This is a genomic window from Neptunomonas sp. (assembly GCF_041601355.1).
Taxonomy (GTDB): domain Bacteria; phylum Pseudomonadota; class Gammaproteobacteria; order Pseudomonadales; family Balneatricaceae; genus Neptunomonas.
Map to the genome: position 1 here is coordinate 1 of NZ_JBFIIH010000053.1, position 25016 is coordinate 25016.

A 25016-nucleotide genomic window follows, 5' to 3' on the forward strand; every position below is an offset into this window, starting at 1 on the left:
ACCTCTGGCATTTCGGGCAGCTTAACTTCTTCTTGCTCCTGCACCACCAGATCCGGCGGCACCAATTGATCGGCATTGTTTTGCTCCAGCGTATCAGGGACTTCTGTTGCAGGCGCTCTGAGCTCTTCAGGCAGCGGAATGAGACTACCACCGGTATCACCTATCGCCAGCTGAAAGGATCGGATCGTCGAGGCGAACTGTTCTTTTTTCACCGTCGAGATCGAGAAAAGCAGCACAAAAAAAACCAACAACAAGGTCATCAAATCGGCGTAAGTAACTATCCAGCCCGGCTCTGTCTCAGCAATAATCTGACGCCGCGCACTCACTTTTTGACTCCTTGCATAACTGGCGGTTTCTTATTTACTATGGGCTTACGGGCGCGTTCAGGCAGATAAGAAGAGAGTTGTTCATAAACATGCGCATAATGATCATTGGTCAGAATGCTAATACTTCCCTCGCGAATAATTTCCAGATTCGTCACTTCAAGCAATGTCCTCGCTTTCAACTTGCCGGCGATCGGGAGAAATACCATGGTTGCTAATAATGATCCATAAAAAGTAGTCAATAGCGCAACCGCCATCGCCGGACCAATCGACTCGGGGTTATCCAGCTCACTGAGCATTTGAATAAGACCAATAAGTGTACCCAACATACCGAATGCAGGTGCATATGCCGCCATTTTGCGGAAAACATCCTGCACTGAAAAGTGACGCGCCATCAGAGAGTCGATCTCATTTTGCAGGGTATTACGTATCACCTGCTCAGACGCAGCTTCGCATAACAGCATACAGGCCCTGTGTAAAACAGCTGAATCAGTTTTGACCTCTCCCAGTTTCAATAAGCCATGCCGGTGGCTGATTTTACTCAGCTTAATCATGGTATCAATCATTTCTGACGGATTAGTTTTATCCTGAGTGAAAACAATATAAGCACCTTTGAACGCATTCATCACATCACGAAACTGCACTGTGAGTAATGTAGCCGCCATTGTCCCACCCACCACAATCATCATACCGGGGACATTAATGAAAATATCCGCATTTCCACCGATCAAAATAGCAGAGATGATGAGTACTAAACCCGATATGATTCCAACAAGGGATGCAAAATCCATCTAGCAAGATACTCCTGAGCATTTATTAAGAATCATTCGCTTGAGTATAGCAGTAGTTCAGTACACCATAAGTGTATGCATAAGCTTTACTTTTGCGCTTTCACTTTAATTGCCAGCATTTTTTAATGATCTTTTAAAGCGATATTCTTATGATCGGCTAATGATAGAATTTCTTAACTAAATCAAGCATCTCAACTGGAGCAGTGATGAAAAAATTACTCTATATTATGGATCCAATGTGTAGCTGGTGCTGGGCTTTCTCGCCTACCGCAGAAGCCATAAAGCAGACTTTCCCCAACCTGGCAGTTGAATTCATTATGGGAGGATTAGCAGCCGATTCAGACTCGCCTATGCCAAAGGAGCAGCAAAAGACGATACGGTCTATCTGGCAGCATATTGAAGAAAGCACGGGCACAAAGTTTAATTATGACTTCTGGACCCAGTGCTCCCCAAGACGAAGCACATGGCGAGCATGCCGGGCCGTTATCGTGGCCGAACAGCTTAGCCCGGGTAGTGCCGCTCAGATGGCAAACGCCATTCAACAGGCCTATTACTTAAACGCTCAAAATCCATCTGATAGCGAAACACTGATCCGGCTGGCCGAGTCACTCGGCATAAACGCGTCAGATTTCGCACCCTTAATTGATGCGCAAAGCACACAACAAACACTGCAGGAGCATATGGCCCTGTCTCGACAGTTGAATGTATCCGGTTTTCCGGCACTGCGTTTTTTGGATGGCGAAAAGGTTATCAGGTTGAGTGATGGATACAGCAAGCCTGATAGGATTATAAAAGAATTACATCAATTAGGTGCCAACGAATAAACAGAAGACTAACGGGGAGAGGAAGCAAAAAACAAGGAAATAGCAGGAAAAAAGTAAGCGGAAGCCGAAGCTTCCGCTATAGAGATGATTAGCCACGCATGACGGAAACATCTTCCGCCTGCAAACCTTTATCACTCTCACGCGCGTTAAAACGAACACGCTGACCTTCACTTAAAGAACGATGCCCACGCCCACGAATGTTACGAAAATGAACAAAAACATCATCGCCATTTTCACGTGTAATGAATCCAAAGCCTTTAGACACATTGAACCACTTAACTGTACCCAGTTCACGATCATCATTTTCATAGTCTTCTTCATCTTCCAAATCTTCATCATTCATCTGATTCAGAGCCGGAGTTGAGGGGGCACTTGCGCCTCCACCCATAGCAGAAATTACACTACTAATAAGAACTACGATAAAGGTTACCGCTATAACCGGGGCTGTTAACCCTGCTTCAACACCGGCGACAGCTTTAAGCAGCACAGGAATCAACACTGCTGCAATAATACTTACAATTACACTACGAACTATTTGGTTACCACTCATGTATCTATCTCTTGTCTTATCATGATATTTACTATTATTTAAGTTGCCTATACTTAACTTAAAGCAACAACCGCAAAGGTATACAGAAGAAAACTTAAAATTTCAATAGCTTACCCGCACTCATCGCAATTTACTTTTCCTACACCTCTCCGTTATGCTTAGTAGAATGAAATTTATACCTGGTAGAGACCCCCCATGAACTATGACGAACGTATAACAGGGCTTGAAAGCCGCGTAGCATTTCAGGAAGATGCGCTGGATAAGCTCAATGATGTTATTGCCAAGCAAGACAGAACTATTTCTGAGCTGAAAAGAATGCTGCTAATCTTTAACGACCAACTCAAAACTGTCGGTCAGGAAAGCCAGGGCACTGACTACACTGACGAGCCGCCACCGCACTATTAATCACACTCTGAATCACAAGATTAATCGCACTATTAACCGCTCGACTAATAAGAGATAAGGCCTGACAAAACATGCGAGGATTAAACCGCATCAGCCGTTTATTATTACGCCTGATCGTCCACCCTACCGTGCAAGGCAGACAATACTTAAAGCCTGATGCCAACACCTTGTTCGTTATTGAAACAGAGCGATACACCCATCGAATCCTGTTAATAGAACAACTGCGCCTACAGGGTAACTCGCTGCCAGAGCAGAAAATACTCTGTGCTGCCCACGGCCATCAAGACGACCTGCGTAATCGCATTGAAGCGCAAATAGAAAAATTGGAATTTTTGCCCTCAGAGCAGGATATCAACATAGTCCCTATTTCTGTATATCACGGGCGCATGCCGCGACGCGAAACCTCTTTCTTAAACCTGCTCTATGCCGAAAGCTGGAGCAAAGCGGGAGCGTTTGGGCGTTTAATGCAATTGCTGGTCAATGGACGCCAAACCCTGATACAGGTCGATCCGCCACTCTCTTTAAAACAACTGCAGGAAGAGTTACCGCATCAACCAGCGGGCGTCATTGCCCATAAAGCAGTTAGAGTGTTTCATCATCACTTTTATCGCCGCCGCCTGGCCATCATCGGCCCAACGCTATCCCATCGCAGTAATCTGTTTAAAGTTATTCTACGCGAACCCGCCGTTAAAGAGATCATCGAAGAGACCGCCGCTGAGCAGGATAACCCTGTAGAACTGATTCGCGCCGATGCAAAAAACCTACTAAAAGGAATTGCAGCGAACTTCAGCCCTGCTACCGCACGTATCCTTGCATCATTACTGGGGGTTTTCTGGAAAAAAACCTATCGGAAAATACACGTTATCGGCATAGAGAAAGTACAGCGCTGTGCGCCAGAACATCAGTTGGTTTACCTGCCTTGCCATCGCAGCCATATGGATTATGTGATGCTGTCCTGGAATTTATACCGACATGGGTTGATGATTCCGCATATTGCCGCCGGCGATAACCTCAACGTCCCCATACTAGGCAGCATCCTGAAACGTGGCGGCGCTATTTTTATGCGTCGCAGTTTTCGCGGTGATCCCTTATATACGCAGTTATTTAACCGCTACCTGTGCGCCATGTCCAACCGGGGACATTCGCTGGAATACTTTATTGAAGGAGGCCGTAGCCGTACCGGACGTCTGTTACCTGCCAAGACCGGCTTACTCAGAATAACGCTGGAAAACCATTTGCTTAATCCGGAAAAGCCTGTCGCACTGATACCCGTTTGGATAAGTTACGACAAGCTTGTTGAAAATAAAAGTTACCAAAAGGAACTGCAGGGAGAAAAGAAAACCAGTGAGTCTTTCCTCGGGCTGATTAAAACACTGAAACTCTTTCGCCATCGTTTCGGTGATGCTGCATTAAGCTTTGGTGAGCCGTTGCTGCTACAGCAGGCCACCCGGGATATGCCGCATATCCATGCCACATCCGAAGAAAGCATCAAGCCGGCAGTTCATGAGCTGACTCAGCATATCAGCCAGCAGGTTTTGCAGCGTATTAACCAATCAGCCTATGCCAACCAAACAGCCCTGCTAGCCACACTGCTGTTAGCCAACCCCAAAAGCCACCATCAGATAACTGAACTGTGCAACCAGACAACTGCCTTAATTTCACTGTTAAAAGCCTTGCCCAACGCCCCGGCTGCCATTGCAGACGGCGAGGTCAATAACTGGATAGCACAAGCAGCCAAACGTCAGCAACTGAGTATTTCTGAAGACAATGTCTTCCTCAGTGGCTCTCAGGCACAGGAGATGACTTTTTACCGTAACCAGCTACATCATATAACCATGCTACCGGGACTGTATCTGCTCCTTACCAAGCGCTACCCCAAACCTTTACCGCAAACCCTGCCACGGCTGCTAAAGACGCTCTACCCCTATTTGCAGGCAGAACTATACCTGCCCTGGAACAATACAGAACTCACAACGGTGTTTAAGCAAATTCGAATGCGTCTGGAGAAGCGGGGACTGATCACCCGTGATGGCGCTATGCTGCGGGTATCCTCATCACCCTTAGCCCTCACACTGATGCAAACAGCTGAACCGATTTTACTACGCTACTATATTGTATTTCGCTTACTCTCGGATGGAGCCGCGATGCCTGAAGCCGACCTGATCAGTGAAAGCCAGCGCATTGCCGCTAATCTGCATCAACAGTTCGGTTTTAATTCTCCGGAATACTCGGATGAACGAGCGTTAAAGATCTTTATAGATACCCTGATTAGCCAATCAGTGTTCTCAAGGAAAAAGGGCCTTAAGCAGAGTCTGATAAGCTGTCAGGCAGAAAGCGCTTCATTGATAAAACGAGCAAAACAGATTCTGAATCCGCACTATACAGACCTTATAGAAAAGGATTTACATCCTCGTTAAGGTGCACACATCAAGACGTCTTTGTTAAGGGCCTGTACAGGGAGCTATTTAATTCAGCTGTGCAATCTGGCAAGGGCATAGATATCATACCGGCTGGATTTCCCTTCCAACTGGTAACTGGGTGCACGTCCCTGAATAAGCGGCGCTTTGCGCGCTCGCTTAACCACCACACGTGCTGTTGCGGTATCTAACGCAGCCTCCAGCAACAACGCCGAATCCTGATCATCACCGACCACATCGCGAAACACCCGCATCTCTTTTTTGACTAACGCTGCTTTTTCAGAATGCGGAAACATCGGGTCAACATAAACCACTTGGGGGCGATCCATAGTCCCCATCAACTCAATCGCATTACCCTGATACAATGTCATTCTGCAACAGACCTCAACGACCTCTGCATCTGACATCGCGCGTGACAGACCGTCTTCCAGCAAGGCGTGAATGATTGGCGAGCGCTCAATCATTGAGAGCGTGCACCCCAAGGTCGCCAATACAAAACTATCTTTTCCTAAGCCTGCGGTCGCATCCAGAACGGTCGGGCGCACACCGCTTTTAACGCCCACAGCCTTGGCTATCATCTGCCCTGCCCCACCACCAAATTTACGCCGATGTGCCACTGACCCGCTAAGAAAGTCAACCCACACAGGCCCGGGCGCTTTTTTACCGGTGGTTTGCAACTGTAAACCCTGATAGGTGACATACAACAGCAAAGGATGTGCACAGCGACTAATATCCGACACGACCTTCGCCGGAGCCAGATTCAATTTAGCAGCGAGTCGCATCGCCTGATCAAGTAGCGGCTTGTCACAGGCCGCTACCTGAAGGCTTGACTCTAACTCAAGCATTGACTGGCACGAAGAAGTAGACAGCTAACAAAAACAGCCCTAAACAGAAACGATAAATCACAAACGGAAGCATGCCGATACGGTCAAGTAATTTCAGAAAAAAATGGATACAAGCCAACGCACTCAGCGCCGACACTAACACCCCCCCCATTACCATTTCCCACTGGGTGCCGGTCGCTGTCTGAGCCAGCTCCAACCCTTTATAACTGCCGGCCGCCATAATCACCGGAATCGACAGTAAAAACGAGAAGCGTGCAGCTGCCTGGCGGGTAAACCCCAGCATTAACGCCGCTGTAATGGTGATCCCCGAACGCGATGTCCCGGGAATCAGCGCCACGGCCTGAGCCAGACCAATCCAGATCGCATCCCGCAAGCGAATCTCCTCCAGAGGCATAATCTCACGACGGCTGACATCGGCCCACCACAACAAAGCACCAAAAATCAGCGTGGTGGCTGCAATGACCAATATCGAACGACCATAATGATCGACGATATCGTTGAGTAAGAAACCAAACAGCAGCGCGGGTAGCGTAGCAAAAATAACAAACCAGGCAATCCTGCCATCAACCGATTTATCACCTTTAAAAGAGGCAAAAAAGGCCAGCAGCATGTTGCTGACATCCTGCCGGAAATAAAACATAACGGCAGACAGCGTTCCCAGATGTACGCCAACATCAAATGCCAGCCCCTGATCCTGCCAGCCCAACAACTGAGAGGGTAAGATAAGATGAGCAGAGCTGGATACCGGTAAAAACTCGGTCAAGCCTTGTATTAACGCCAGTACTACTGTTTGAATCCAATCCATTTTATTGCTGATCCTTCTTTTTCCATGCGACGTTATCGCGTAAATACACAGGCAAAGCCAACTCTGGCGAGAGCGATTTTCCTTGCTGATAGTCCTCAATAGCCAGCCGCAGAATATGAGCGGCGGTTGGATAAGTGGTATTTTCGGCAACGCCCTTATCCTGAGCTTCAGCGCCTTGTGAATCGGCGTCGACCCTGGTGATAAATTGTTTCACCTGATCAGACATACCTTGCCAATAGCGCCAACCCGAGCCCACACCCGCCCAATGGCCGGAATCCGGCAAACAAACATTAGCCGGCGCATCAACCCGCTCGTCACCTATCAGAACAGGCAAGCCATTTTCAAAGCGGTATGCCGCCCAATAGACCTCATCCATACGCGCATCTAAGGCAGCAAGCACCTGCTGATCACCGCTTTGCAGATGATGCGCCAATGCAATCGCAGCCAAAGTGGAGATGGGCAATACGTTCAGCTCAGCCGAATATGCCAACCCTTGTGCCACTCCTGTCGCGATGCGGATACCGGCAAAAGAGCCCGGTCCACGGCCAAACGCAATCGCATCCAGATCTTTTACCTTCAGGCCGGCGCTATCCAGCATCGCCTGAATCATCGGCAGTAACTGTTTGGTGTGTTGACGCGGGATAATTCTGAAATCCTCACGGATCTCACCTGCGACATGCAAGGCAACTGAGCAAGCATCAGTTGAGGTATCCAAAGCAAGAATTTTAGGCATGAGCCCACTCCGATTGTAAAAAGGGGCCTATTCTAATCGTGCGACGGCGGATTTTCATCACTTTGCAGTAATGCTTCGCCCCAACGAGGCATAAAAGATTGTTCAATGCCGATCTGAGACAATATTCTGGCCACCACAAAATCGACCATATCGTTAATTGTTTCCGGCTTATGGTAAAAACCCGGACTAGCCGGAAGGATAACCGCGCCCATGCGGGTGAGCTTCAGCATATTCTCTAAATGAATTTCTGAATACGGCGCTTCACGCGGCACCAATACCAGTTGACGGCGCTCTTTAAGGGCAACATCGGCGGCACGCTCAATCAGGTTATTACTTGCCCCGGTGGCAATCGCGGACAGTGTACCGGTGCTGCAGGGGCACACGACCATAGTGGCCGGGGCACCTGAGCCCGAGGCTACCGGAGCCATCCACTGCTCACGCGAGAACACTTTGATCTGATCAACTCTGGCATTAAACAACTGCGTAAAATAGGTCTGCTGGGCTGCTGTAGCACCGGGAATTGATAAATCAGTTTCTGTCGCGGCAACCACTTGAGCAGCCCGGGAGATCATCAGCAACACCTGAACATCAGCGGCTACCAGACATTCCATTAGCCGCATCGCATATTGCACACCGGACGCACCGGTAATCGCCAGTGTGATGCGTTGTGAAAACTCAGCCATTGCACTTATCTCCTGACGCTTTGTCCTTAAGAAACTTATCCTCCAGCACGCCCACCAAACGCTGATGAATACCTTCAAAACCACCGTTACTCATCACCACCAGGTGAGTGCCTGGCGCAACTTTCTCTTTTATTCTGGCCAGAATGTTGTCGACACTGGTTGCAACACGCATTTTTTCCTCATGGCCGTGCACAATATCATCCAATGACCAATCCAGCCCTGCCGGCTGATACCAGATAACCTCGTCTGCCAAAGTTGCTGAATCAGCCAACGCCGCCCGATGTGCGCCCAAGCGCATGGTATTGGAGCGCGGCTCAATAATCGCCACGATTTTGTCACTGCCGACTTGCGCCCGCAAACCCTGCAGTGTCGTAGCGATAGCCGTCGGGTGATGCGCAAAGTCATCATAAACCGTGATGCCGGCTACCTCAGCCACTTTCTCCATACGGCGCTTCACACCAGCAAACGCCGACAATGCTTCAATCGCATGCGGCGGCAGTACCCCAACGTGGCGAGCTGCAATCAACGCCATCAGACCATTGGCCACATTGTGCTGACCCGTCATATCCCATCTCACCTGACCCAGATTTTTTCCCTGATGCAGAATATCAAAAGCACTGCCATCTTCGCTGCTCAGTTGTGCAGACCATTCGCCACTCTCATCACTATCATCACTCTCACCGATAGAGGCAGTCATAACGGGCGTCCAGCACCCCATCCCGATGACCTCGCTAATCGCCTTATCTTGCTGTGGAATAATCACCTGTCCTGTGGACGGCACTGTTCGCACAACATGATGAAACTGACGCTGGATAGCCGCTAAATCAGGGAAAATGTCTGCATGATCAAATTCAAGGTTATTCAGCACCAGCGTGCGCGGACGGTAATGCACAAACTTAGAACGCTTATCAAAAAAAGCGGTGTCATATTCATCCGCTTCAATAACAAAGAAAGGCGAACCACCCAAGCGCGCCGACACCTCGAAATTATTTGGCACACCGCCTATCAGATAACCCGGTTGCATACCGGCATACTCCAGAATCCAGGCCAACATCGACGATGTCGTGGTTTTGCCGTGTGTCCCGGCAATCGCCAGCACCCAGCGCTCCTGCAACACATGCTCACACAACCATTGTGGCCCGGAGATATAACGCAGGCCTTTATCCAACACATACTCAACGGCAGGATTACCACGTGACATGGCGTTACCGATAATCACCAGATCTGGCTCAGGGCTGAGGTGCCCGGCCGAATAGCCCGTCATCAATTCAATTCCCTGCGCTTGCAGCTGAGTACTCATTGGGGGGTATACATTGGCATCTGAACCGGTCACCCGGTAACCCAGCTCCCGTGCCAAAATAGCCAAGGATCCCATAAAGGTTCCACAAATACCCAGAATATGAATATGCAAAGCGTTACTCCTAAAAACAGCTAACCGGACAATTCGGATAATAATACCGTCAATTATGCAAAAAGGGCGCGATTAATAGCCGTTTTTTCCATGACACGGCATGATTTTCCAACCTTAATCACGTAAAATTACTACGAAATTTAAATCATCCCTTTTTTCAAACATGCAAAGGTACTATCCCCCATGCAACTGCTGAGCCAGTTTCTGAGACGCCACGACACTGACGAACAATTAATGGACCTGATTGCCACCCTCATGGTCGCCTGTAAAGAGATCGCGCTACAGCTGCGCGAAGGCGCACTCGCTGGTGTTCTCGGCACGACCGATATCACCAACGTACAAGGGGAAACGCAGAAAAAACTGGATGTGATCTCCAATGAAATTCTGAAGAAGGTACTACTTAACCACTCTTTAGTGGCTGGCGTTGCCTCTGAAGAAGAAAGCGAATCCGTACCGGGTAATAAAGATGGCCGCTTCCTGGTGGTCTTTGACCCGCTGGATGGCTCATCTAACATTGATATCAATGTTTCTGTCGGTACTATTTTTTCTATTCTGGAAGCACCGAAAGACGAAGACTACAGCACTGAGTACCCGTACCTGCAAAATGGCCGTAAACAAATTGCCGCAGGCTATGTCTTATACGGACCTTCTGCCGTGTTGGTACTGACAACCGGTAAAGGCGTCAACATGTTTACGCTCTCGCACACCGGCGATTTCCTGCTGACACGTGAAAATGTCATGATCCCTCAAGACACCCGTGAATTTGCCATTAATATGTCAAATCACCGTTTCTGGGAACCCGCCATGCGCAATTATGTTGATGATCTGCTACTCGGTGCCGACGGCCCACGTGACAAGAACTTCAATATGCGCTGGGTCGCAGCCATGGTAGCAGAAGTGCATCGCGTACTTACGCGTGGTGGTATCTTCACTTATCCATGGGATTCGCGGTCGCCGAAAAAGCCCGGCAAGCTTCGCTTGATGTATGAAGGGAACCCAATGAGCATGTTGGTTGAGCAAGCAGGTGGAATAGCGACCAACTGTTATTCTGATATTATGGATGTACAACCGGACGATATCCACGAACGTGTATCTGTTGCCTTAGGTTCGCGCAAAGAAGTTGAAGCCTTAATGGAATACCACGCACGCAGCGAAAGCACAAAAGAAGCATAATCATCTGATAGTCGTATACAAACTAACGTGTACGACTCTTATAATGCCTGAATCCAAATTTTAATTTATTCAGAACAGGAAGAAACGCATGAGCTTTGCAAAAGTGCCTGCAGGTAAAGATCTACCGAACGACATCTACGTGATCATCGAGATCCCGGCGGAAAGCTCCCCGGTAAAATACGAGATCGAAAAAGAAGAAGACGCGATCTTCGTTGACCGTTTCATGGCAGCGCCTATGTTTTACCCTGCCAACTACGGTTACATCAACAATACGCTGGCAGATGACGGCGATGCCGTAGACGTACTCGTACTGACCCCTTACCCGGTTATTCCAGGCTCTGTGATCCGTTGTCGTCCAATTGGTATCCTGAACATGACTGATGAAGCAGGTCAGGATGCTAAGTTGCTGGCAGTGCCACACGACAAACTAACAAAAATGTACAAAGATGTTAACGACATCAGCGACCTGCCTGAGATGACATTAGCTCGCATCAAGCATTTCTTCGAGAACTACAAAGGTCTGGAAGAAGGCAAATGGGTTAAGCTGGATGGTTGGGAAGGTGCTGATGCAGCACGCGCAGCGATCCTTGACGGCGTCAAAATGTACGAAGCTTCTAAATAAGTAATACTTGTTAAATAGCAGCGCTGAAAAGCCTCCCTGTCATCATGGGAGGCTTTTTTGTTTTCAGCATACAGCAGCAAAGAGAAACAGATGTCCAAAAAGATTTATTGTACTGCCCAATTTTTACCAAAAGCAGGTAAAGAACCTGAAGTTTTTGCAATTCTCCAAGCATTAGAACCCAACTCACGACGTGAAGATGGCTGCATTCAGTACACCGTCACTCGTCGCATAGCCAATCCGTTCGCTGAAGGCGACAGCTATCCAATCGCTTTTCATGAGATCTGGAGCACCCGGGAAGCATTTGAAGCGCATTGCCAACGCAAAGAGATCGTTGAGTTTTTCGAAACCAACTGCGTAGCTGAAGATGGGCCGGTTGAAAAATGGAATGTCTGCGTTTACAGCGATGAGCCGGCTGACTTTGACGCGCCAGTATTTTCATAAACAGAGTCTGGCATCAATCAGCTATTGCTAAAACGACTGTTTCTCAGGAAGTCAGGCATAACGGATCGCTCAGCATAAAGAGTTTATTCATGCTGAGCTTATGTGTAATCCGTTAATCCTCTGACTTAAACTCTTTCGTTACTCTGCGCACATACCACCAGACACCCAACACAACAGCGGGCAGCGAATAGACCAAACCGTTAGTTGCCATCTCTTCTGTTTTTCCGGAAGCAAGGTAACGGATAGTGCGATCAGCCAGATCAAATAAATAATAGGTCACCACTATGATAGAAAACGTCTCCAGTTTAGCCTGGAGCGTTAACTGACGACGTGTTCGCTTATTCATTGAACTCAACAGATCGTGAACTTTTTTCTCAGTCGACAGATCAATTTTGGAACGTAATAAGTTACTGGCACGGGCAATCCGCTGCGATATCCGGTCAAGCCGCATTGCTGCGGCCTTGCATGTACGCATCGCCGGATCTACACGGCGATCAATAAACTGCTCAATAGTTTGAAGCCCTTCTATTCTCGTCTCTTCCAATTCGGATATACGCATAGAGACTACTGCATAATAAGCATCTGAAGCAGAAAACCGATGTCCGGTCTCTGCTGAAATCTCTTCTATCTTCGCCGCCATATTCATCAATGCCGATAAAGCGTCAGACTCTTCACCCGCTTGAAGATTACTCAAGTGATCAGTAATCACAGATAACTCAGCACCCAGCGTTGTTACCTGTGTCATGGCAAAACGTGCCGGAGCCAGGCCCAGTAAAGCGATTGCCCGATAAGTATCAATTTCACACAGACGCTGAATCAAACGTCCGCACTGGTAATCATGTAAATGATTATCCTGCAACAGAATCCGATCCAATCCAAACTGGCCCTGCGCCTTAAAATCTGTCCACACCGTTGCGGCTTTACGCATGACATGAGAACCAATCACCTGGTTACGGCCAAAGATATCGTCTGGCACCTGATCAGGATCTTCCCCCTCTGTGTTGTGATCCCGGGGTTTCACCAATATCTGTACGCCGGTAATCAGCTCACCCAGAATGCTGTCACTCCAATCCTGAGATAAACCTGGCATTGATTGCTGCCAATTCTGCTGTTCACCACAATAATAGAAAGTTAAAGTATAAAATTCGTTATGTGCCTCCCAGCGTACAGATAGCTGACCGACATCCTGAAAGCTAAAATTAGCGCTCGCTCCAAGAGGTTGAGCACCACAAGCGACAAACAGGGCAGAAATAGACTGTAGAATATCCTCTGCATTATATTCGCCATTCATAACGGCAAAATGCATCACTTTCAGAGGCGAGCTCAACTGCTGAAAAGGACGCGCATGAACTTCATCTGCAATCTGTTGACGCTGCGGATGGGATTTCACCAATAACCTCCTGAGATTAATAGACATTAACTTAAAGCAGGAACTAACAACCACCTATGAAACTTTATCTATGACCGTCATGACCACGACTAAAGTCTACACTAGTTATGTCACTATGAATTTAAATTATCGCCAACGGTTATGCACTTTTCTGCTAATTATCCTACTGTTGTTAAGCTCGCTTGCCAGCGCCCGCGTGTTATCAGCAGACCAAACGGTACTCATAGGCGGTGACTACAACTATCCCCCTTATGAATTTATCAACGATAAAGGACAACCCAGTGGCTATAACGTAGAACTGACACTCGCCATTGCCGAAGTCATGGGTATGAAGGTAGAGTTCCGTTTCTCCGACTGGGCAGATGTACGTAACGCGCTTAAAACGGGAGAGATTGATGCTTTGCAAGGCATGGCAAACTCTCCGCAACGCCGCGAAACCTTCGACTTCAGCCCAGCGCATGCCATTATTCACCAGTCTATCTTTGCTCGCCGTGGAGAGCCTCGCGCAGCCTCCTTAGCAGAGCTGCGGGACAAAGACGTTGTCGTACAAAAAAACGGTATCATGCATGACTACCTGCTACAGAATGATGTCGGAGCCCGACTTTTTACTGTCGAAACCCACGCCGATGCTCTACGCCAACTGGCGGCCGGTAAACATGACTATGCTCTGGTCGCCAACCTCCCCGGCCTTTACCTGGGTAAAGAGTTAGGTTTGTCTAATATCGTGCCCGTCGGCAAACCCTTCCAGGCTCAGCATTATGGTTATGCTGTACTAAAAGGGAATGAAGAACTGCTGGCGCAGTTTAGTGAAGGCCTGGCGATTCTAAAAAATACCGGCCGCCAGCAACAGATTTATAATACCTGGCTGGGGCCCTTGCAAGAAAAAGGCCTCCCCTGGAAGCAATGGGGAAAGTGGGCAGCGTATTTATCTGCACTGCTACTACTATTTCTAGGCGGTAGCATTACCTGGAACCGTATGCTGAAACGCCAAGTCGATAAACGCACCTGCGAACTAGACATTCAACAACAGCAACTTATTCAGGCCGATAAAATGACTTCATTGGGCATTTTAGTCTCGGGGGTTGCTCACGAGATCAACAACCCCACCGGACTTTTACTCCTGAATATGCCGGTTATTCAGGAAGCTTGGCAAGACTGCGACGAAGTGCTGGAGCAGCACTATGCACAGCACGGTGACTTTATGCTCGGCGGGCTGTCATATTCTCAGATGCGTGATGAAATCCCTGCTCTGCTCAAGGATATGCATGAAGGCGCACGTCGCATTAAACGGATCGTCAATGACCTGAAAGATTTTTCCCGCCAGGAAAACGATGATATCCGTGAACCCTTTAATTTTAATGAAGTAGTTGCCACCGCCATTCGCCTCGCCGAAAACTCGATCAATAATAGCACCGACCACTTCACGGTCAGTTACAGCAGCAACCTGCCAACTATTAAAGGAAACGCCCAGAGAATCGAACAGGTCATTATTAACCTGATCATTAATGCCTGCCAGGCGTTAAGTGATCGCAGTAAAGCAATTAACGTACGCACCTACACTTTACCTGAAGAACAGCAGGTTTGTCTGGAGATTAAGGACGAAGGTTGCGGTATCGAAGCCGAGAATCTATCCCGTCTGCTGGATCCCTTTTTCACGACCCGGCGTGAGCAAGGAGGCACAGGGCTTGGGCTGTCTGTTTCCAGCGGCATTGTATTAGCCCACAACGGCCTACTGAAATTTAAATCGACACCCAAGCAAGGCACACGTGTCATACTGGCGCTACCGATTAACGGAGATAAAACATGATCAACCAGACCCTATATCCAGAATTCGGTGTATTACTGGTTGATGATGAAGCATCCTTCCTTCGCAGTCTTAGTATTACACTTGAGCGTAGCGGCGGAATTACTCATATCCACCGGTGTAACGACAGCCGTGAAGTGATGGGAATACTAGAATGCGAGCATATCGGGCTGATATTGCTCGACCTGACCATGCCGCATCTGTCAGGGCAACAGTTACTGGAGTTGATCACAGAACAATACCCTGACATTTCCGTCATTATTATCAGCGGCCTGAACCAAATAGAATCTGCGGTCACATGCCTGCAACAGGGCGCCTTCGATTATTTCGTCAAAACCAGTGAAGAAGGCCGCCTGATAGAAGGGATTAAACGTGCTATTCGCATGCAGGAAATGCGTAGAGAAAACCTGGCACTCGGACAGCGCATCCTCAATAACAGCCTGGAGAGCCCACACGTATTTGAACCCATTATCAGCCGCAGCCACCAGATGCGAGCCGTATTTCAATATCTGGAATCAGTAGCGCCGAGTAATCAACCATTACTAATATGTGGCGAAAGCGGCACCGGTAAAGAGTTACTCGCAAAAGCAGCCCACCAACTGAGTAAACGCTCAGGTCCCCTGGTCTCTGTCAATGTTGCCGGGCTAGATGACAATGTGTTTGCTGACACCTTATTTGGCCACCAGCGAGGGGCTTTTACCGGTGCTGAACGCAGCCGGGCAGGGCTGATTGAGGAAGCGGCTGGAGGCACGCTGTTTCTCGATGAGATTGGCGACCTGAGCATGGCATCACAGGTAAAGCTTTTACGTCTGCTACAAGAAGGCGAGTATTACCCCTTGGGCAGTGATCGTCCCAAACGCATCCGCGCGCGGGTTATTGTCGCCACCCATCAGGAATTACAACAACGACAAGCCGATGGCAGCTTCCGCCGCGACCTGTATTACCGTCTCTGCACTCATAAAATCCACATCCCGCCACTACGTCAACGCAAGGATGACCTGCCTTTGTTGCTCGATCATTTTCTGGCGCAGGCAGCCGCAGAGATTGGAAAACCCGTACCGGGTTATCCACCGGAGCTCCCCCTACTGCTGAGCAACTACCACTTCCCGGGAAATATTCGTGAATTACGTGCGCTTATTTTTGATGCCGTTACTCAGCATCGCTCACACTTACTTTCGATGGAAGTATTCCGTCAGGTGATTGGGCAGAATATCGAAACGAATGAGAGCACTCGCGGACAGCACAGTGAAAGTCTCGCAACATTTAACCCTGAAGGACCGCTCCCGACACTCGCTCAGATGGATAACTTGTTAGTAGAAGAAGCACTAAAGCGCGCCGATAACAACCAGTCACTTGCAGCCCGGTTATTAGGCATATCACAACCAGCACTGAGTAAGCGTCTGAAAAAATCCCGACCGGGAGAATAAAATCAACCAAACCAGCTGAGTAGTTGCCCGACGAGCGGACCTCCCTGTTGATACTGATCAAACAGTAACTTGGCAGACATTGCCAGCGTTACCACAACTATCAAAGGACGAATAAGACTCACGCCTTTGCTCACCACCATACGGGCACCGAGCTGGCCACCCACCAACTGCCCTGCCGCCATAATAAAACCTGCTACCCAGATAATATTGCCACCGATAGCAAAGAAGATTAACGAAGCGATATTCGAGGTAAAGTTCAACACCTTCGTGTGCGCAGTTGCTCTGGCCATGCTGAAGCCCAGCAAAGAGATAAAAGCTACTGCAAAAAAAGTCCCGGTTCCTGGCCCGAAAAACCCATCATAAAACCCAATGGCGAAGGTAAAAACAAAAGCAAACACAGCATTGCTGACTTTACGATCCCGGTCTTCATCACCGATTCGTTTGGAAAACATAAAATACAAGGCTATTAAGATTAGCAACAGCGGCATAATAGATGCGAGAAGGCTGGTATCAAGCTGCTGAACAATCAAGGTACCGAGAATAGCCCCCACAAAAGTACAACTAATCATCAACTTCATCTGTGACAGATGAACCAACTTCTTTCGCACAAAATAGACAGATGCTGCCAGAGTGCCAAAGCTCCCCTGCAACTTATTAGTCGCTAATGCTTCTACCGGGCTCATGCCGGTGGACAACAAGACAGGTAAGGTTATCAAGCCACCGCCACCTGCTATTGCATCAATCATTCCCGCGCCAAAACCCGTTACCAGCAGGATGATAATGAGCGTAATATCCAGTTCCATTGTGAGTCCCTTCGTTTAAAGAGCAGCACTCTACCAGTTGTTTAAGTATAACTAACAGAGAAAATTGTGATCTCAACGCTCACCTGTAAGCGCCTCCCTTAAATCGATGACCTTAAAGTCATTCCCAAATAACCATTTCCTTATAACCCTTCCCTTATAACCAGGGTTATAACCATAACAACCGTTATATCCGCAGCAGCGCCCAGCAGCACTGCGTTTCAGTAAGATTTTATACAGCTCAGCCTTCCATCCCATAACAAAAGTTATAGCCATTTAATCCAAAAAACTGTCACTAAACTTTAATTAAAATTCATAAAATTCATAAAGTTAAAAATAAAATCCAGTATTGGCATCTCACTTGCTACATTATTAGCACAGATAAAATAATAACTGAGCCAGCACAATAAATGACAGACACAATAGCAACCCGCACAGAAAAAGATCTACTTGGTGAAGCCCAGATTCCTGCCGATGCTTTTTACGGCATCCAGACGTGGCGCGCCCAACAAAACTTCGATCTCAGCGGCGTCACGCTCTGCCACTTCCCACACCTGGTACGTGCATTAGGTATGGTGAAGCAGGCAGCCGCCAGAGCCAACCTTCAGCTAGGCTATCTGGAGCCGAGCCGTGCCAAACCTATTGATGTTGCTTGTCAGAAAGTTATTGATGGCGAATATCATGATCAGTTCAGCGTCGACATGATCCAGGGCGGTGCTGGTACTTCAACCAACATGAATGCCAACGAAGTGATCGCCAATATCGCGCTAGAATTGTTAAACCACAAGAAAGGCGACTACCAGCACCTGCACCCCAATAATGACGTCAACATGTCGCAGTCCACCAACGATGCTTACCCAACCGCCGTTCGTGTCGCCATTTTGCTCAGTCATGGTGACTTGGTCGTAGCGCTGCGCTCTCTGCAGCAAGCCATGTCTGCAAAAGCAGTTGAGTTTATCGACGTGATCAAAATGGGCCGCACCCAGTTGCAGGATGCTGTTCCGATGACCTTGGGCCAAGAGTTTCAGAGCTGGGCCTCCACGCTGGGAGAAGATGTCGACCGGATTGCCGGCCTTGCTGAATTACTGCACGAAGTGAATCTGGGCGGTACGGCTATAGGTACAGGTATCAATGCAGATGAGCGTTATGGCAAACGAGCCGTTACCGCACTGGCAAGAATCAGTGGTTTCCCATTAGTTCAAGCGACAGATTTGATCGAAGCCAGCTCTGATATGGGCGCATTTGTATTATTTTCCGGAATGCTCAAACGCCTTGCTATCAAGTTATCCAAAATATCCAATGACCTTCGTTTACTCAGCATGGGCCCACGTGCCGGATTAAACGAAATCAACTTGCCACCTCAACAACCTGGTAGCTCAATTATGCCGGGTAAGATAAATCCTGTGATTCCTGAAGCGGTGAATCAAGTCGCTTATCAGGTAATAGGTAATGACCTGGCCGTCGCTTTTGCGGCAGAAGCCGGACAATTACAGCTCAATGCGATGGAACCACTGATTGCTTATAACGTTCTGGAGTCAATTCGCTTGCTCAGCAAAGCGATGCCGATGCTGGAGCACCGCTGTATTAGCGGGATCACCGCCAATATTGAAATCTGCCGTGCTCAGGTGGATAACAGCATTGGTGTCATCACCGCTTTGAATCCACATATCGGCTATGAAAATGCCACTCGCATTGCCAAGGAAGCACTCGCCAGCGGCAGCAGTGTACTTGATTTAGTTCGGGAAGAAGGTCTGCTATCGGACGAGGAGCTGGAACAAATTCTTAAACCGGAAAACATGATTCTCCCGGGCCGTTAATTAGCCCCGGGACATGCTTACGTGCCCATGATAAGAACAACGCAAACAGTTCAAAAACGATAATTGAAAAATTATAACGACAATAACTCAACGAGGTTTACTTATGTCTACAGCAAGTGCATCCGCACAAAAAAAGGGGTTATGGGGTGGTCTGGCACTCTGGAAAAAAATATTCATCGGCATGCTCGCGGGTGTCGCCGTGGGTGCCATCATGGGACCCAACGCTGAGATCCTGAAACCGATAGGTACTTTGTTTATCAACGCGATTAAAATGCTGATCGTACCCTTGGTATTCTGCTCTCTGGTGGTGGGTGTAACCGCGATGCAAGACAGCGCCAAGATGGGCCGTATGGGTGTCAAATCCATCGTCCTGTACTTGATGACAACTGCTGTAGCCATCACTATAGGTTTAGGCCTGGGCACCCTGCTTACACCGGGAGATGGCCTTAACATGGTCGCAAGTGGCACGGCAGCAGCCGCGTCAACCGAAGCGCCTAGTCTGGTTAACACCATTCTTGGACTTATCCCTAAAAACCCTATCGAAGCGTTAGCCGGTGGAAAAATTCTGCAGATTATCGTCTTCGCTCTAGGTTTGGGAATCGCGCTGAATATGATCGGTGAAAAAGCCGAGCCCGCCGTTCAGCTGTTTAACAGCCTTGCTGAAGCCATGTACAAGCTAACCGAATTGGTAATGAAGTTTGCCCCCTACGGAATCTTTGCACTGATGGCGTGGGTTGCAGGAAAATACGGTCTGGACGTTCTACTACCTTTGTTAAAAGTTATTGGTGCTGTATATCTTGGCTGCGTCGTCCAGGTCCTATTTGTTTATACCGGAGCAGTATCCCTGATAGCAGGCCTGAATCCCGTAAAATACCTGAAGGGTATCGTCAACGCACAAATGGTGGCATTCTCTTCTACAAGTAGCTCAGGCACATTACCTGTCAGCATCCGCTGCGCTCGCGAAAACCTGGGGATTTCAAAAGGAACCGCCAGCTTCGTCCTACCACTGGGCGCAACCATCAACATGGACGGTACCGCTTTGTACCAGGGAGTTGCCGCTCTGTTTGTTGCTCAGGCTTTCGGCATTGACCTGAGCACAGGCGATTACCTGACGATTATTGCAACAGCAACATTGGCATCTATCGGCACAGCAGGCGTACCTGGTGCAGGGCTCATCATGCTATCGCTGGTACTAACGACTGTTGGTTTACCAATGGAAGGGCTGGCTATTATCGCGGGTATTGACCGTATCCTAGATATGGCACGCACCTCCGTAAACGTATCCGGCGACTTGATGGTAGCCTTATTAATTGGAAAGTCTGAGAATGAACTGGACGAGTCTATCTATAATGCAGACGAACCAGTCCCGGAACTCGCCAGAGTTAAGGTTTGATTTTTAGCCGTTCGTAAAGAGATAAACGTTAGATTTCGCGTATCATCAAGCTACACATGATGCGGTATGAATAAAGACTTATTAAAGGCCATTGATTGAATAATCAATGGCCTTTCTTTTACCTGAAAGCTCAACAGCTCTCACATTTTTTCAAGCCTAACCATCAAGATTCATAACTGATTTGTAAAATCCGTTCCAGCTTATGCTTAAACTCAACGTAATCCTTACCAGATGTTAATCCGATAAATAATACTCCACCGTTGAAACGACCCGGATATTTTTAATGTGCGGGTTATTTTTATCTCTGGCGGTAATACTGAACTGCCCTTGAGAAGCGCTCTTGATTTTACCTAAGGCGCTTTGTGAATCAGTAGCGAATTTTTGAGCGACTTCCCTGGCTTCACGTGTAGCCTCTTCAACCATTTCAGGTTTGACTTCATTTAAACGCGTGAAGATGTATTCGGTTTGCGCTTCATAATTGTTCGCCGTGAAGACAATGCCTGTCTTACCCAGCTGCGATAGTGAGCCCATCACCGCACGGGCAACATCAATATTTTTGGAATAGACAGTCACAGTTTGGGTCGCGGTGTAACGAAACTCGGCTCTATCATTATTGCCATACTGCTGTGCTGACTTATCAGTAATAGCCGGTGAAGTTACCGATATTTCATCGGCAGCGATATTACTCTGTTCCAAAAAAGTTCGGATACTTTGTGTTTTCATATCAATATCGCGGTAGATATTACCCAGGTCGTTATCTGCAACGCTGAACTGAATCGGCCAAATGACAATATCGGCAGGATACTCTCGTTCAGACAGGCCTTTTACCGTGACACTGCGGTCATATAACTTGTATTGAATAGCCGCATTACCCAGCGTGTAGCCTAGTAAGCCCAACCCTAAAAAGATAAAAACGCCTAGCAGCGCTGCACTACTTTTACACCACCCTTGCATCACTAACCTCCGGCATTATGCGATAACTGCAACACCTGACAAAGATCTGACAAAGACCGAACGAATATCTAACCTAAAGAGGGCGCTATACTTATTGCAAACGCCCTCTTCTCTGATGTGACTTGTGGTTAACGGTTTGCAACCAGATCACGTGGTAGCTGATCAATAGAACTGAGATGGATAGCCTGTAAATCTTTGCCGTTAAGTAAAATGCTGGAACCCGCTTGTTTTTGAACAATAGAATCTAACGCTTGCCTATCTATTTTTCCATTGCTCGATATTGCATCCAACTCTTCAAGGCTTAACGACGCTCTGCGTCCACCCGGTAAATAAATGGTTCCATTTGAAAAATCTACAGCGAAGGCGATCACGCCCGGAACGAAAAAGAACAACAGGCCAATGGCATCTAATAAAACAATACTTGAATCGAGTCGACCGCTTATCTGGCCCTTTCGTTCGGGATGAATAATGGTTCCACATCCCGCAATGCTGGTAATAAAGCAAAATATTAAAATAGCTGAAATAGACTTCATGATTTGATCCTTTATGAGACTTTCAAAAAATACGACTACAAGTGAAAAACCAATCTGTAGAATGAGCTTTATATGTGCCAAGAGCAACTGCAAACTTAGTGCTGAAATATAGCCCTGTTTGCAGGCCGGGTCCGAATTAATAAAGCCTGCGTATCTATCTTATCAAGACGGTGTCTGAACCTACCAGTAACCCGAGCCCCTCTGAAGAGGGTGATGGACAGCAGCGGGCACCGACAGCTTCCGCAAACTCACTAGTTGCTGGTGTAAAATACAACTTCACTTCACAATGCAGCCGCCCTTCGGCTTCATGGCGAACATAGATCGCCATATCTTCGGGAGACCCTGCCTGATCATAGGCACGCTGAAATAACGCCCGGATATCCTCTAAGTCTTCAGCTGCGAGCATAGCGTCACCCAGGTTTTTCATACGCCAGCTGTGCATCTACTCGCCTGGACCTGAAGCGTTAACCCTGACGTGCCCGGAATTTGCGTTTGCCAGATCGACCTGCAAACGTTTTGCAGACCAGCCATGTTCTTTATCATGAGCTTCAATATAAACATTCGTCACCCCTGCGGGTATCTGTACACTATTAATACCCCGCGTAAAAGGCTGCTCATCCACATGCGGATGAAATAACACCCGCTCACCCAAAACATTCCCTTGTGCATCAACCACACGCCAACTATCTGCGTAGTGATCCCAACCTTCATCACTATGCTTGAGGGTGACATTCACCGCCCAATGGTTACTACCAACACTGCGAAAATCGGCCATCAGAATGCTCACCTCACCAGCAACAGCGGTATTTAACATACCCTGAACCAGCATACCGATTAACAACAGTTTACATTTGCCGAACATACTCATCAAAGTACCTGCTTATATTCCAATCGTCATCATATCGACAACCCATATGACTGACATAAACGTCACTGCTGCCGTAAAGGCAAGCATACCAATCAACTTTACACTTTGAGATAACCGTTCTTCGATAGACCTGCTTTGATAGACCCGATAAAGCCGAAAAAGTGCAGCTGAGCCAGGAATAGTGCGGCAGATTTTTCATATAAACAGGTTTTATATCAAGATATTATATACAAAGATGTTTGATACAAAGAAAGCTCACTCAACTGGCGAGGTTTGCCAAGACCCGATGAACCTGTCGCCGTAATTCCGGGAGCAGCTCTTTTTCAAACCACGGATTTTTACTCAACCAGATATTATTACGTGGGCTAGGATGTGGGACCGGTATCATATCCGGCGAATAAGTCCGCCACCCTCGAACGGTTTCGGTAAGCGACCCAGGCTTCTGTTTGAGGTGATACGCCTGTGCGTACTGCCCGATCAACAATGTCAGCTCTACGTTACTCAGGTGACTAAGCAGCTGATCACGCCAGGCCGGGGCACATTCAGGCCGTGGTGGCAGATCTCCTGACTTGCCCTTCCCCGGATAACAAAAGCCCATTGGCAGAATGGCTACCTGCTCAGCATCGTAAAAAACCTCACGAGTCACTCCCATCCAATCGCGTAACCGATCGCCACTCGCGTCATCAAACGGTACACCAGACTCATGTACTTTTCGTCCGGGGGCCTGGCCTACAATCAGTACCTTCGCTTTAGGGTTTATCTGCAACACGGGCCTGACACCATGCGGCAGATGTTTTTCACATATAGTGCACTGGTGGACAGCGGCTAATAACGATTCCAATCTGTTCATTTGTTCACCCCAGGCAATATGGCTACTGACCTACCTCAATAACAAGTGCCGGATCAAAAGCGGGATTCTCGATGGCCTCTTCTGTGCAATACCCGCGTGGATTACACACCACACGTGTACCATTCACATCATAGTCAAAGCTATCATGGGTATGCCCATGAATCCACAAAGCTGCACGCTTAGCATCCAGCAGCCATTCAGCATCAGAAACAAAACAGACGTTCAAAGGCGAAAGCTCAAAACGCGGGTGTATGCTTTTAATCGAGGGGGAATGGTGCGTAATCACTACCGTCTGACCCGCAAATGGCTGGTTTAACTGCACATCAAGCCAGCGGGCATGTCGTTGGAATTGCGACATTGCATCGTCGGGCGTAAAAAGGGTTTCAGCAGAGTCATCCCTATAAATCCTGCTAAAATCCCGTAGCATCATCGACGCCATATCAATGGCAACATCCCGCTGCTCTCCCGCGCCACCAAATAGCTGAAAGTCTGTCCATAAGGTCGCGCCAAGAAAGCGTACGCCTTCTATTACCACCGCATCATTGTGCAGCACGTGAATATTGCCGGTAGCGCACAGCTGCTTCAGCTCGCAGACGGTCGCCGCAATACTGCTGCCATAAAACTCATGATTCCCGGGGACGAAGATAACCGGTTTTGAAAACTGTTTTGCCCACGCAACGGCCTCTTCAGGACGGGCAATATCACCCGCGAGGATAATCACATCGGCATTCGTTTCGGGTGCCTCAAATGCACTGGCACTGAGATGCAGATCCGAAAGAATATGCAGTTTCATAGAGATAAATCTCTTAACATGATTAAACTTCACTCAAAGCCTGAACAAATAGCCCGTTCAGGTTTAGTGTCCAAATATAGACCAGCCTGTGTGTTGAACGAGCATTTCCAGTGCCTCTGTACCCAGCTTGCTGTTGCCAATATCATCAAGACCCGGAGACCACACAGCAATCGAGGCTTTACCGGGTGCAATCGCTAATATCCCACCGCCGACACCACTTTTTCCCGGCAATCCTACACGGTAAGCAAACTCACCCGATCCATCATAATGCCCACACATTAACATCAAGGAGTTGATGCGGCGTGCTCGCTGTGGCGATACAACCCTGACACCGGTATTCATATTCATGCCATCAGACACTAAA

General features: G+C 48.0%; 27 protein-coding genes. 10 read left to right on the top strand and 17 right to left on the bottom strand.

What is annotated here, in order from left to right:
- Together ABY436_RS10070 and ABY436_RS10075 are read right to left on the bottom strand one after the other, a co-directional pair.
- Positions 1-326: flagellar motor protein MotB (locus ABY436_RS10070; RefSeq protein ID WP_372738842.1), on the bottom strand; the 326-nt coding region annotated here is incomplete at its 3' end.
- On the bottom strand, positions 323-1114 hold the full coding sequence (locus ABY436_RS10075; RefSeq protein ID WP_372738843.1) for a motility protein A: 792 nt from the start codon (positions 1112-1114) through the stop codon (positions 323-325). The genes ABY436_RS10070 and ABY436_RS10075, both read right to left, overlap by 4 nt.
- 206 nt (positions 1115-1320) lie before the next feature.
- Between ABY436_RS10075 and ABY436_RS10080 the strand changes: the two genes are divergently transcribed.
- Positions 1321-1938 carry a DsbA family protein gene (locus ABY436_RS10080; protein ID WP_372738844.1) on the top strand — a complete coding sequence of 206 codons (618 nt, stop codon included), beginning with the start codon at positions 1321-1323 and terminating at the stop codon, positions 1936-1938.
- Positions 1939-2026: 88 nt separating this feature from the next.
- On the opposite strand, the gene ABY436_RS10085 is transcribed toward ABY436_RS10080, so the two are convergent.
- Complete coding sequence (locus tag ABY436_RS10085; RefSeq protein WP_372738845.1) at positions 2027-2488, bottom strand: cold-shock protein; 462 nt, start codon at positions 2486-2488, stop codon at positions 2027-2029.
- Between the two features lie 195 nt (positions 2489-2683).
- On the opposite strand from ABY436_RS10085, the gene ABY436_RS10090 reads away from it, so the two are divergent.
- The gene (locus tag ABY436_RS10090) at positions 2684-2893 is read left to right on the top strand and encodes a SlyX family protein (RefSeq protein WP_372738846.1); all 210 of its coding nucleotides are present in this window, start codon (positions 2684-2686) and stop codon (positions 2891-2893) included.
- A 71-nt stretch (positions 2894-2964) separates the two neighbouring features.
- Positions 2965-5310 carry a glycerol-3-phosphate 1-O-acyltransferase PlsB gene (plsB, locus tag ABY436_RS10095; protein WP_372738847.1) on the top strand — a complete coding sequence of 782 codons (2346 nt, stop codon included), beginning with the start codon at positions 2965-2967 and terminating at the stop codon, positions 5308-5310.
- Between the two features lie 53 nt (positions 5311-5363).
- Here the strand turns inward: plsB and ABY436_RS10100 are convergent, their stop codons facing one another.
- From ABY436_RS10100 to mpl, 5 genes are read right to left on the bottom strand one after another with little or no spacing between them, the layout of a single operon-like run.
- Entirely contained in the window at positions 5364-6155 is a 792-nt protein-coding gene (locus ABY436_RS10100) for a class I SAM-dependent methyltransferase (protein WP_372738848.1), read from the bottom strand.
- Positions 6148-6960, bottom strand: coding sequence for an undecaprenyl-diphosphate phosphatase (locus tag ABY436_RS10105; RefSeq protein ID WP_372738849.1), 813 nt, complete (start codon positions 6958-6960; stop codon positions 6148-6150). Before ABY436_RS10105 ends, ABY436_RS10100 begins: the two co-directional genes overlap by 8 nt.
- Position 6961: 1 nt before the next feature.
- Positions 6962-7693: a tRNA (adenosine(37)-N6)-threonylcarbamoyltransferase complex dimerization subunit type 1 TsaB gene (gene tsaB, locus ABY436_RS10110; protein ID WP_372738850.1), complete on the bottom strand. Its 732-nt coding sequence runs from the start codon at positions 7691-7693 to the stop codon at positions 6962-6964.
- Between the two features lie 32 nt (positions 7694-7725).
- On the bottom strand, positions 7726-8376 hold the full coding sequence (locus ABY436_RS10115; protein WP_090728369.1) for a flavin prenyltransferase UbiX: 651 nt from the start codon (positions 8374-8376) through the stop codon (positions 7726-7728).
- The gene (mpl, locus tag ABY436_RS10120; protein WP_372738851.1) at positions 8369-9787 is read right to left on the bottom strand and encodes a UDP-N-acetylmuramate:L-alanyl-gamma-D-glutamyl-meso-diaminopimelate ligase; all 1419 of its coding nucleotides are present in this window, start codon (positions 9785-9787) and stop codon (positions 8369-8371) included. Before mpl ends, ABY436_RS10115 begins: the two co-directional genes overlap by 8 nt.
- 183 nt (positions 9788-9970) lie before the next feature.
- Here mpl and ABY436_RS10125 point away from each other — a divergent pair, with 183 nt between their 5' ends.
- The 3 genes from ABY436_RS10125 to ABY436_RS10135 all read left to right on the top strand — a co-directional run bounded on the left by ABY436_RS10125 (position 9971) and on the right by ABY436_RS10135 (position 12023).
- Positions 9971-10960, top strand: a complete 990-nt coding sequence (locus ABY436_RS10125; RefSeq protein WP_372738852.1) for a class 1 fructose-bisphosphatase — start codon at positions 9971-9973, stop codon at positions 10958-10960.
- An 88-nt stretch (positions 10961-11048) separates the two neighbouring features.
- Positions 11049-11582, top strand: a complete 534-nt coding sequence (gene ppa / locus ABY436_RS10130; protein WP_372738853.1) for an inorganic diphosphatase — start codon at positions 11049-11051, stop codon at positions 11580-11582.
- A gap of 90 nt (positions 11583-11672) precedes the next feature.
- Positions 11673-12023, top strand: a complete 351-nt coding sequence (locus ABY436_RS10135) for a putative quinol monooxygenase (protein WP_372738854.1) — start codon at positions 11673-11675, stop codon at positions 12021-12023.
- A gap of 112 nt (positions 12024-12135) precedes the next feature.
- On the opposite strand, the gene ABY436_RS10140 is transcribed toward ABY436_RS10135, so the two are convergent.
- Complete coding sequence (locus ABY436_RS10140; RefSeq protein WP_372738855.1) at positions 12136-13413, bottom strand: DUF3422 family protein; 1278 nt, start codon at positions 13411-13413, stop codon at positions 12136-12138.
- Between the two features lie 70 nt (positions 13414-13483).
- On the opposite strand from ABY436_RS10140, the gene ABY436_RS10145 reads away from it, so the two are divergent.
- On the top strand, positions 13484-15220 hold the full coding sequence (locus ABY436_RS10145) for a transporter substrate-binding domain-containing protein (RefSeq protein ID WP_372738856.1): 1737 nt from the start codon (positions 13484-13486) through the stop codon (positions 15218-15220).
- Positions 15220-16644: a sigma-54-dependent transcriptional regulator gene (locus ABY436_RS10150; RefSeq protein WP_372738867.1), complete on the top strand. Its 1425-nt coding sequence runs from the start codon at positions 15220-15222 to the stop codon at positions 16642-16644. The genes ABY436_RS10145 and ABY436_RS10150 overlap by 1 nt, the downstream gene beginning before the upstream one ends.
- A gap of 2 nt (positions 16645-16646) precedes the next feature.
- On the opposite strand, the gene ABY436_RS10155 is transcribed toward ABY436_RS10150, so the two are convergent.
- Positions 16647-17447 (bottom strand): TSUP family transporter, encoded by an 801-nt coding sequence (locus ABY436_RS10155; protein ID WP_372738857.1) that lies wholly within the window; start codon positions 17445-17447, stop codon positions 16647-16649.
- 407 nt (positions 17448-17854) lie between these two features.
- Here ABY436_RS10155 and ABY436_RS10160 point away from each other — a divergent pair, with 407 nt between their 5' ends.
- The gene (locus ABY436_RS10160) at positions 17855-19261 is read left to right on the top strand and encodes an aspartate ammonia-lyase (protein WP_372738858.1); all 1407 of its coding nucleotides are present in this window, start codon (positions 17855-17857) and stop codon (positions 19259-19261) included.
- Positions 19262-19364: 103 nt separating this feature from the next.
- Entirely contained in the window at positions 19365-20654 is a 1290-nt protein-coding gene (locus ABY436_RS10165; RefSeq protein ID WP_372738859.1) for a dicarboxylate/amino acid:cation symporter, read from the top strand.
- Positions 20655-20888: 234 nt separating this feature from the next.
- Here ABY436_RS10165 and ABY436_RS10170 read toward each other — a convergent pair whose 3' ends face one another.
- From ABY436_RS10170 to ABY436_RS10200, 7 genes are all read right to left on the bottom strand, one after another.
- Positions 20889-21608 (bottom strand): SIMPL domain-containing protein, encoded by a 720-nt coding sequence (locus tag ABY436_RS10170; RefSeq protein WP_372738860.1) that lies wholly within the window; start codon positions 21606-21608, stop codon positions 20889-20891.
- A gap of 128 nt (positions 21609-21736) precedes the next feature.
- Entirely contained in the window at positions 21737-22141 is a 405-nt protein-coding gene (locus ABY436_RS10175) for a polyribonucleotide nucleotidyltransferase (RefSeq protein ID WP_372738861.1), read from the bottom strand.
- A 154-nt stretch (positions 22142-22295) separates the two neighbouring features.
- Positions 22296-22583 carry a hypothetical protein gene (locus ABY436_RS10180; protein ID WP_372738862.1) on the bottom strand — a complete coding sequence of 96 codons (288 nt, stop codon included), beginning with the start codon at positions 22581-22583 and terminating at the stop codon, positions 22296-22298.
- The gene (locus ABY436_RS10185; protein ID WP_372738863.1) at positions 22584-23009 is read right to left on the bottom strand and encodes a hypothetical protein; all 426 of its coding nucleotides are present in this window, start codon (positions 23007-23009) and stop codon (positions 22584-22586) included.
- Between the two features lie 259 nt (positions 23010-23268).
- Complete coding sequence (locus ABY436_RS10190) at positions 23269-23859, bottom strand: uracil-DNA glycosylase family protein (protein WP_372738864.1); 591 nt, start codon at positions 23857-23859, stop codon at positions 23269-23271.
- Between the two features lie 22 nt (positions 23860-23881).
- Complete coding sequence (locus ABY436_RS10195) at positions 23882-24652, bottom strand: metallophosphoesterase family protein (protein ID WP_372738865.1); 771 nt, start codon at positions 24650-24652, stop codon at positions 23882-23884.
- A gap of 63 nt (positions 24653-24715) precedes the next feature.
- Positions 24716-25016: glutaminase (locus ABY436_RS10200; RefSeq protein WP_372738866.1), on the bottom strand; the 301-nt coding region annotated here is incomplete at its 5' end.

Excerpts from the sequence above, each read along its gene's own strand:
- ABY436_RS10075 (WP_372738843.1), bottom strand. The coding sequence starts at position 1,114 with ATGGATTTTGCATCCCTTGTTGGAATCATATCGGGTTTAGTACTCATC.
- ABY436_RS10080 (WP_372738844.1), top strand. The coding sequence starts at position 1,321 with ATGAAAAAATTACTCTATATTATGGATCCAATGTGTAGCTGGTGCTGG.
- ABY436_RS10085 (WP_372738845.1), bottom strand. The coding sequence starts at position 2,488 with ATGAGTGGTAACCAAATAGTTCGTAGTGTAATTGTAAGTATTATTGCA.
- ABY436_RS10090 (WP_372738846.1), top strand. The coding sequence starts at position 2,684 with ATGAACTATGACGAACGTATAACAGGGCTTGAAAGCCGCGTAGCATTT.
- plsB (WP_372738847.1), top strand. The coding sequence starts at position 2,965 with ATGCGAGGATTAAACCGCATCAGCCGTTTATTATTACGCCTGATCGTC.
- ABY436_RS10100 (WP_372738848.1), bottom strand. The coding sequence starts at position 6,155 with ATGCTTGAGTTAGAGTCAAGCCTTCAGGTAGCGGCCTGTGACAAGCCG.
- ABY436_RS10105 (WP_372738849.1), bottom strand. The coding sequence starts at position 6,960 with ATGGATTGGATTCAAACAGTAGTACTGGCGTTAATACAAGGCTTGACC.
- tsaB (WP_372738850.1), bottom strand. The coding sequence starts at position 7,693 with ATGCCTAAAATTCTTGCTTTGGATACCTCAACTGATGCTTGCTCAGTT.
- ABY436_RS10115 (WP_090728369.1), bottom strand. The coding sequence starts at position 8,376 with ATGGCTGAGTTTTCACAACGCATCACACTGGCGATTACCGGTGCGTCC.
- ABY436_RS10125 (WP_372738852.1), top strand. The coding sequence starts at position 9,971 with ATGCAACTGCTGAGCCAGTTTCTGAGACGCCACGACACTGACGAACAA.
- ppa (WP_372738853.1), top strand. The coding sequence starts at position 11,049 with ATGAGCTTTGCAAAAGTGCCTGCAGGTAAAGATCTACCGAACGACATC.
- ABY436_RS10135 (WP_372738854.1), top strand. The coding sequence starts at position 11,673 with ATGTCCAAAAAGATTTATTGTACTGCCCAATTTTTACCAAAAGCAGGT.
- ABY436_RS10145 (WP_372738856.1), top strand. The coding sequence starts at position 13,484 with ATGACCGTCATGACCACGACTAAAGTCTACACTAGTTATGTCACTATG.
- ABY436_RS10155 (WP_372738857.1), bottom strand. The coding sequence starts at position 17,447 with ATGGAACTGGATATTACGCTCATTATCATCCTGCTGGTAACGGGTTTT.
- ABY436_RS10160 (WP_372738858.1), top strand. The coding sequence starts at position 17,855 with ATGACAGACACAATAGCAACCCGCACAGAAAAAGATCTACTTGGTGAA.
- ABY436_RS10165 (WP_372738859.1), top strand. The coding sequence starts at position 19,365 with ATGTCTACAGCAAGTGCATCCGCACAAAAAAAGGGGTTATGGGGTGGT.
- ABY436_RS10170 (WP_372738860.1), bottom strand. The coding sequence starts at position 21,608 with ATGCAAGGGTGGTGTAAAAGTAGTGCAGCGCTGCTAGGCGTTTTTATC.
- ABY436_RS10175 (WP_372738861.1), bottom strand. The coding sequence starts at position 22,141 with ATGAAGTCTATTTCAGCTATTTTAATATTTTGCTTTATTACCAGCATT.
- ABY436_RS10180 (WP_372738862.1), bottom strand. The coding sequence starts at position 22,583 with ATGCACAGCTGGCGTATGAAAAACCTGGGTGACGCTATGCTCGCAGCT.
- ABY436_RS10185 (WP_372738863.1), bottom strand. The coding sequence starts at position 23,009 with ATGAGTATGTTCGGCAAATGTAAACTGTTGTTAATCGGTATGCTGGTT.
- ABY436_RS10190 (WP_372738864.1), bottom strand. The coding sequence starts at position 23,859 with ATGAACAGATTGGAATCGTTATTAGCCGCTGTCCACCAGTGCACTATA.
- ABY436_RS10195 (WP_372738865.1), bottom strand. The coding sequence starts at position 24,652 with ATGAAACTGCATATTCTTTCGGATCTGCATCTCAGTGCCAGTGCATTT.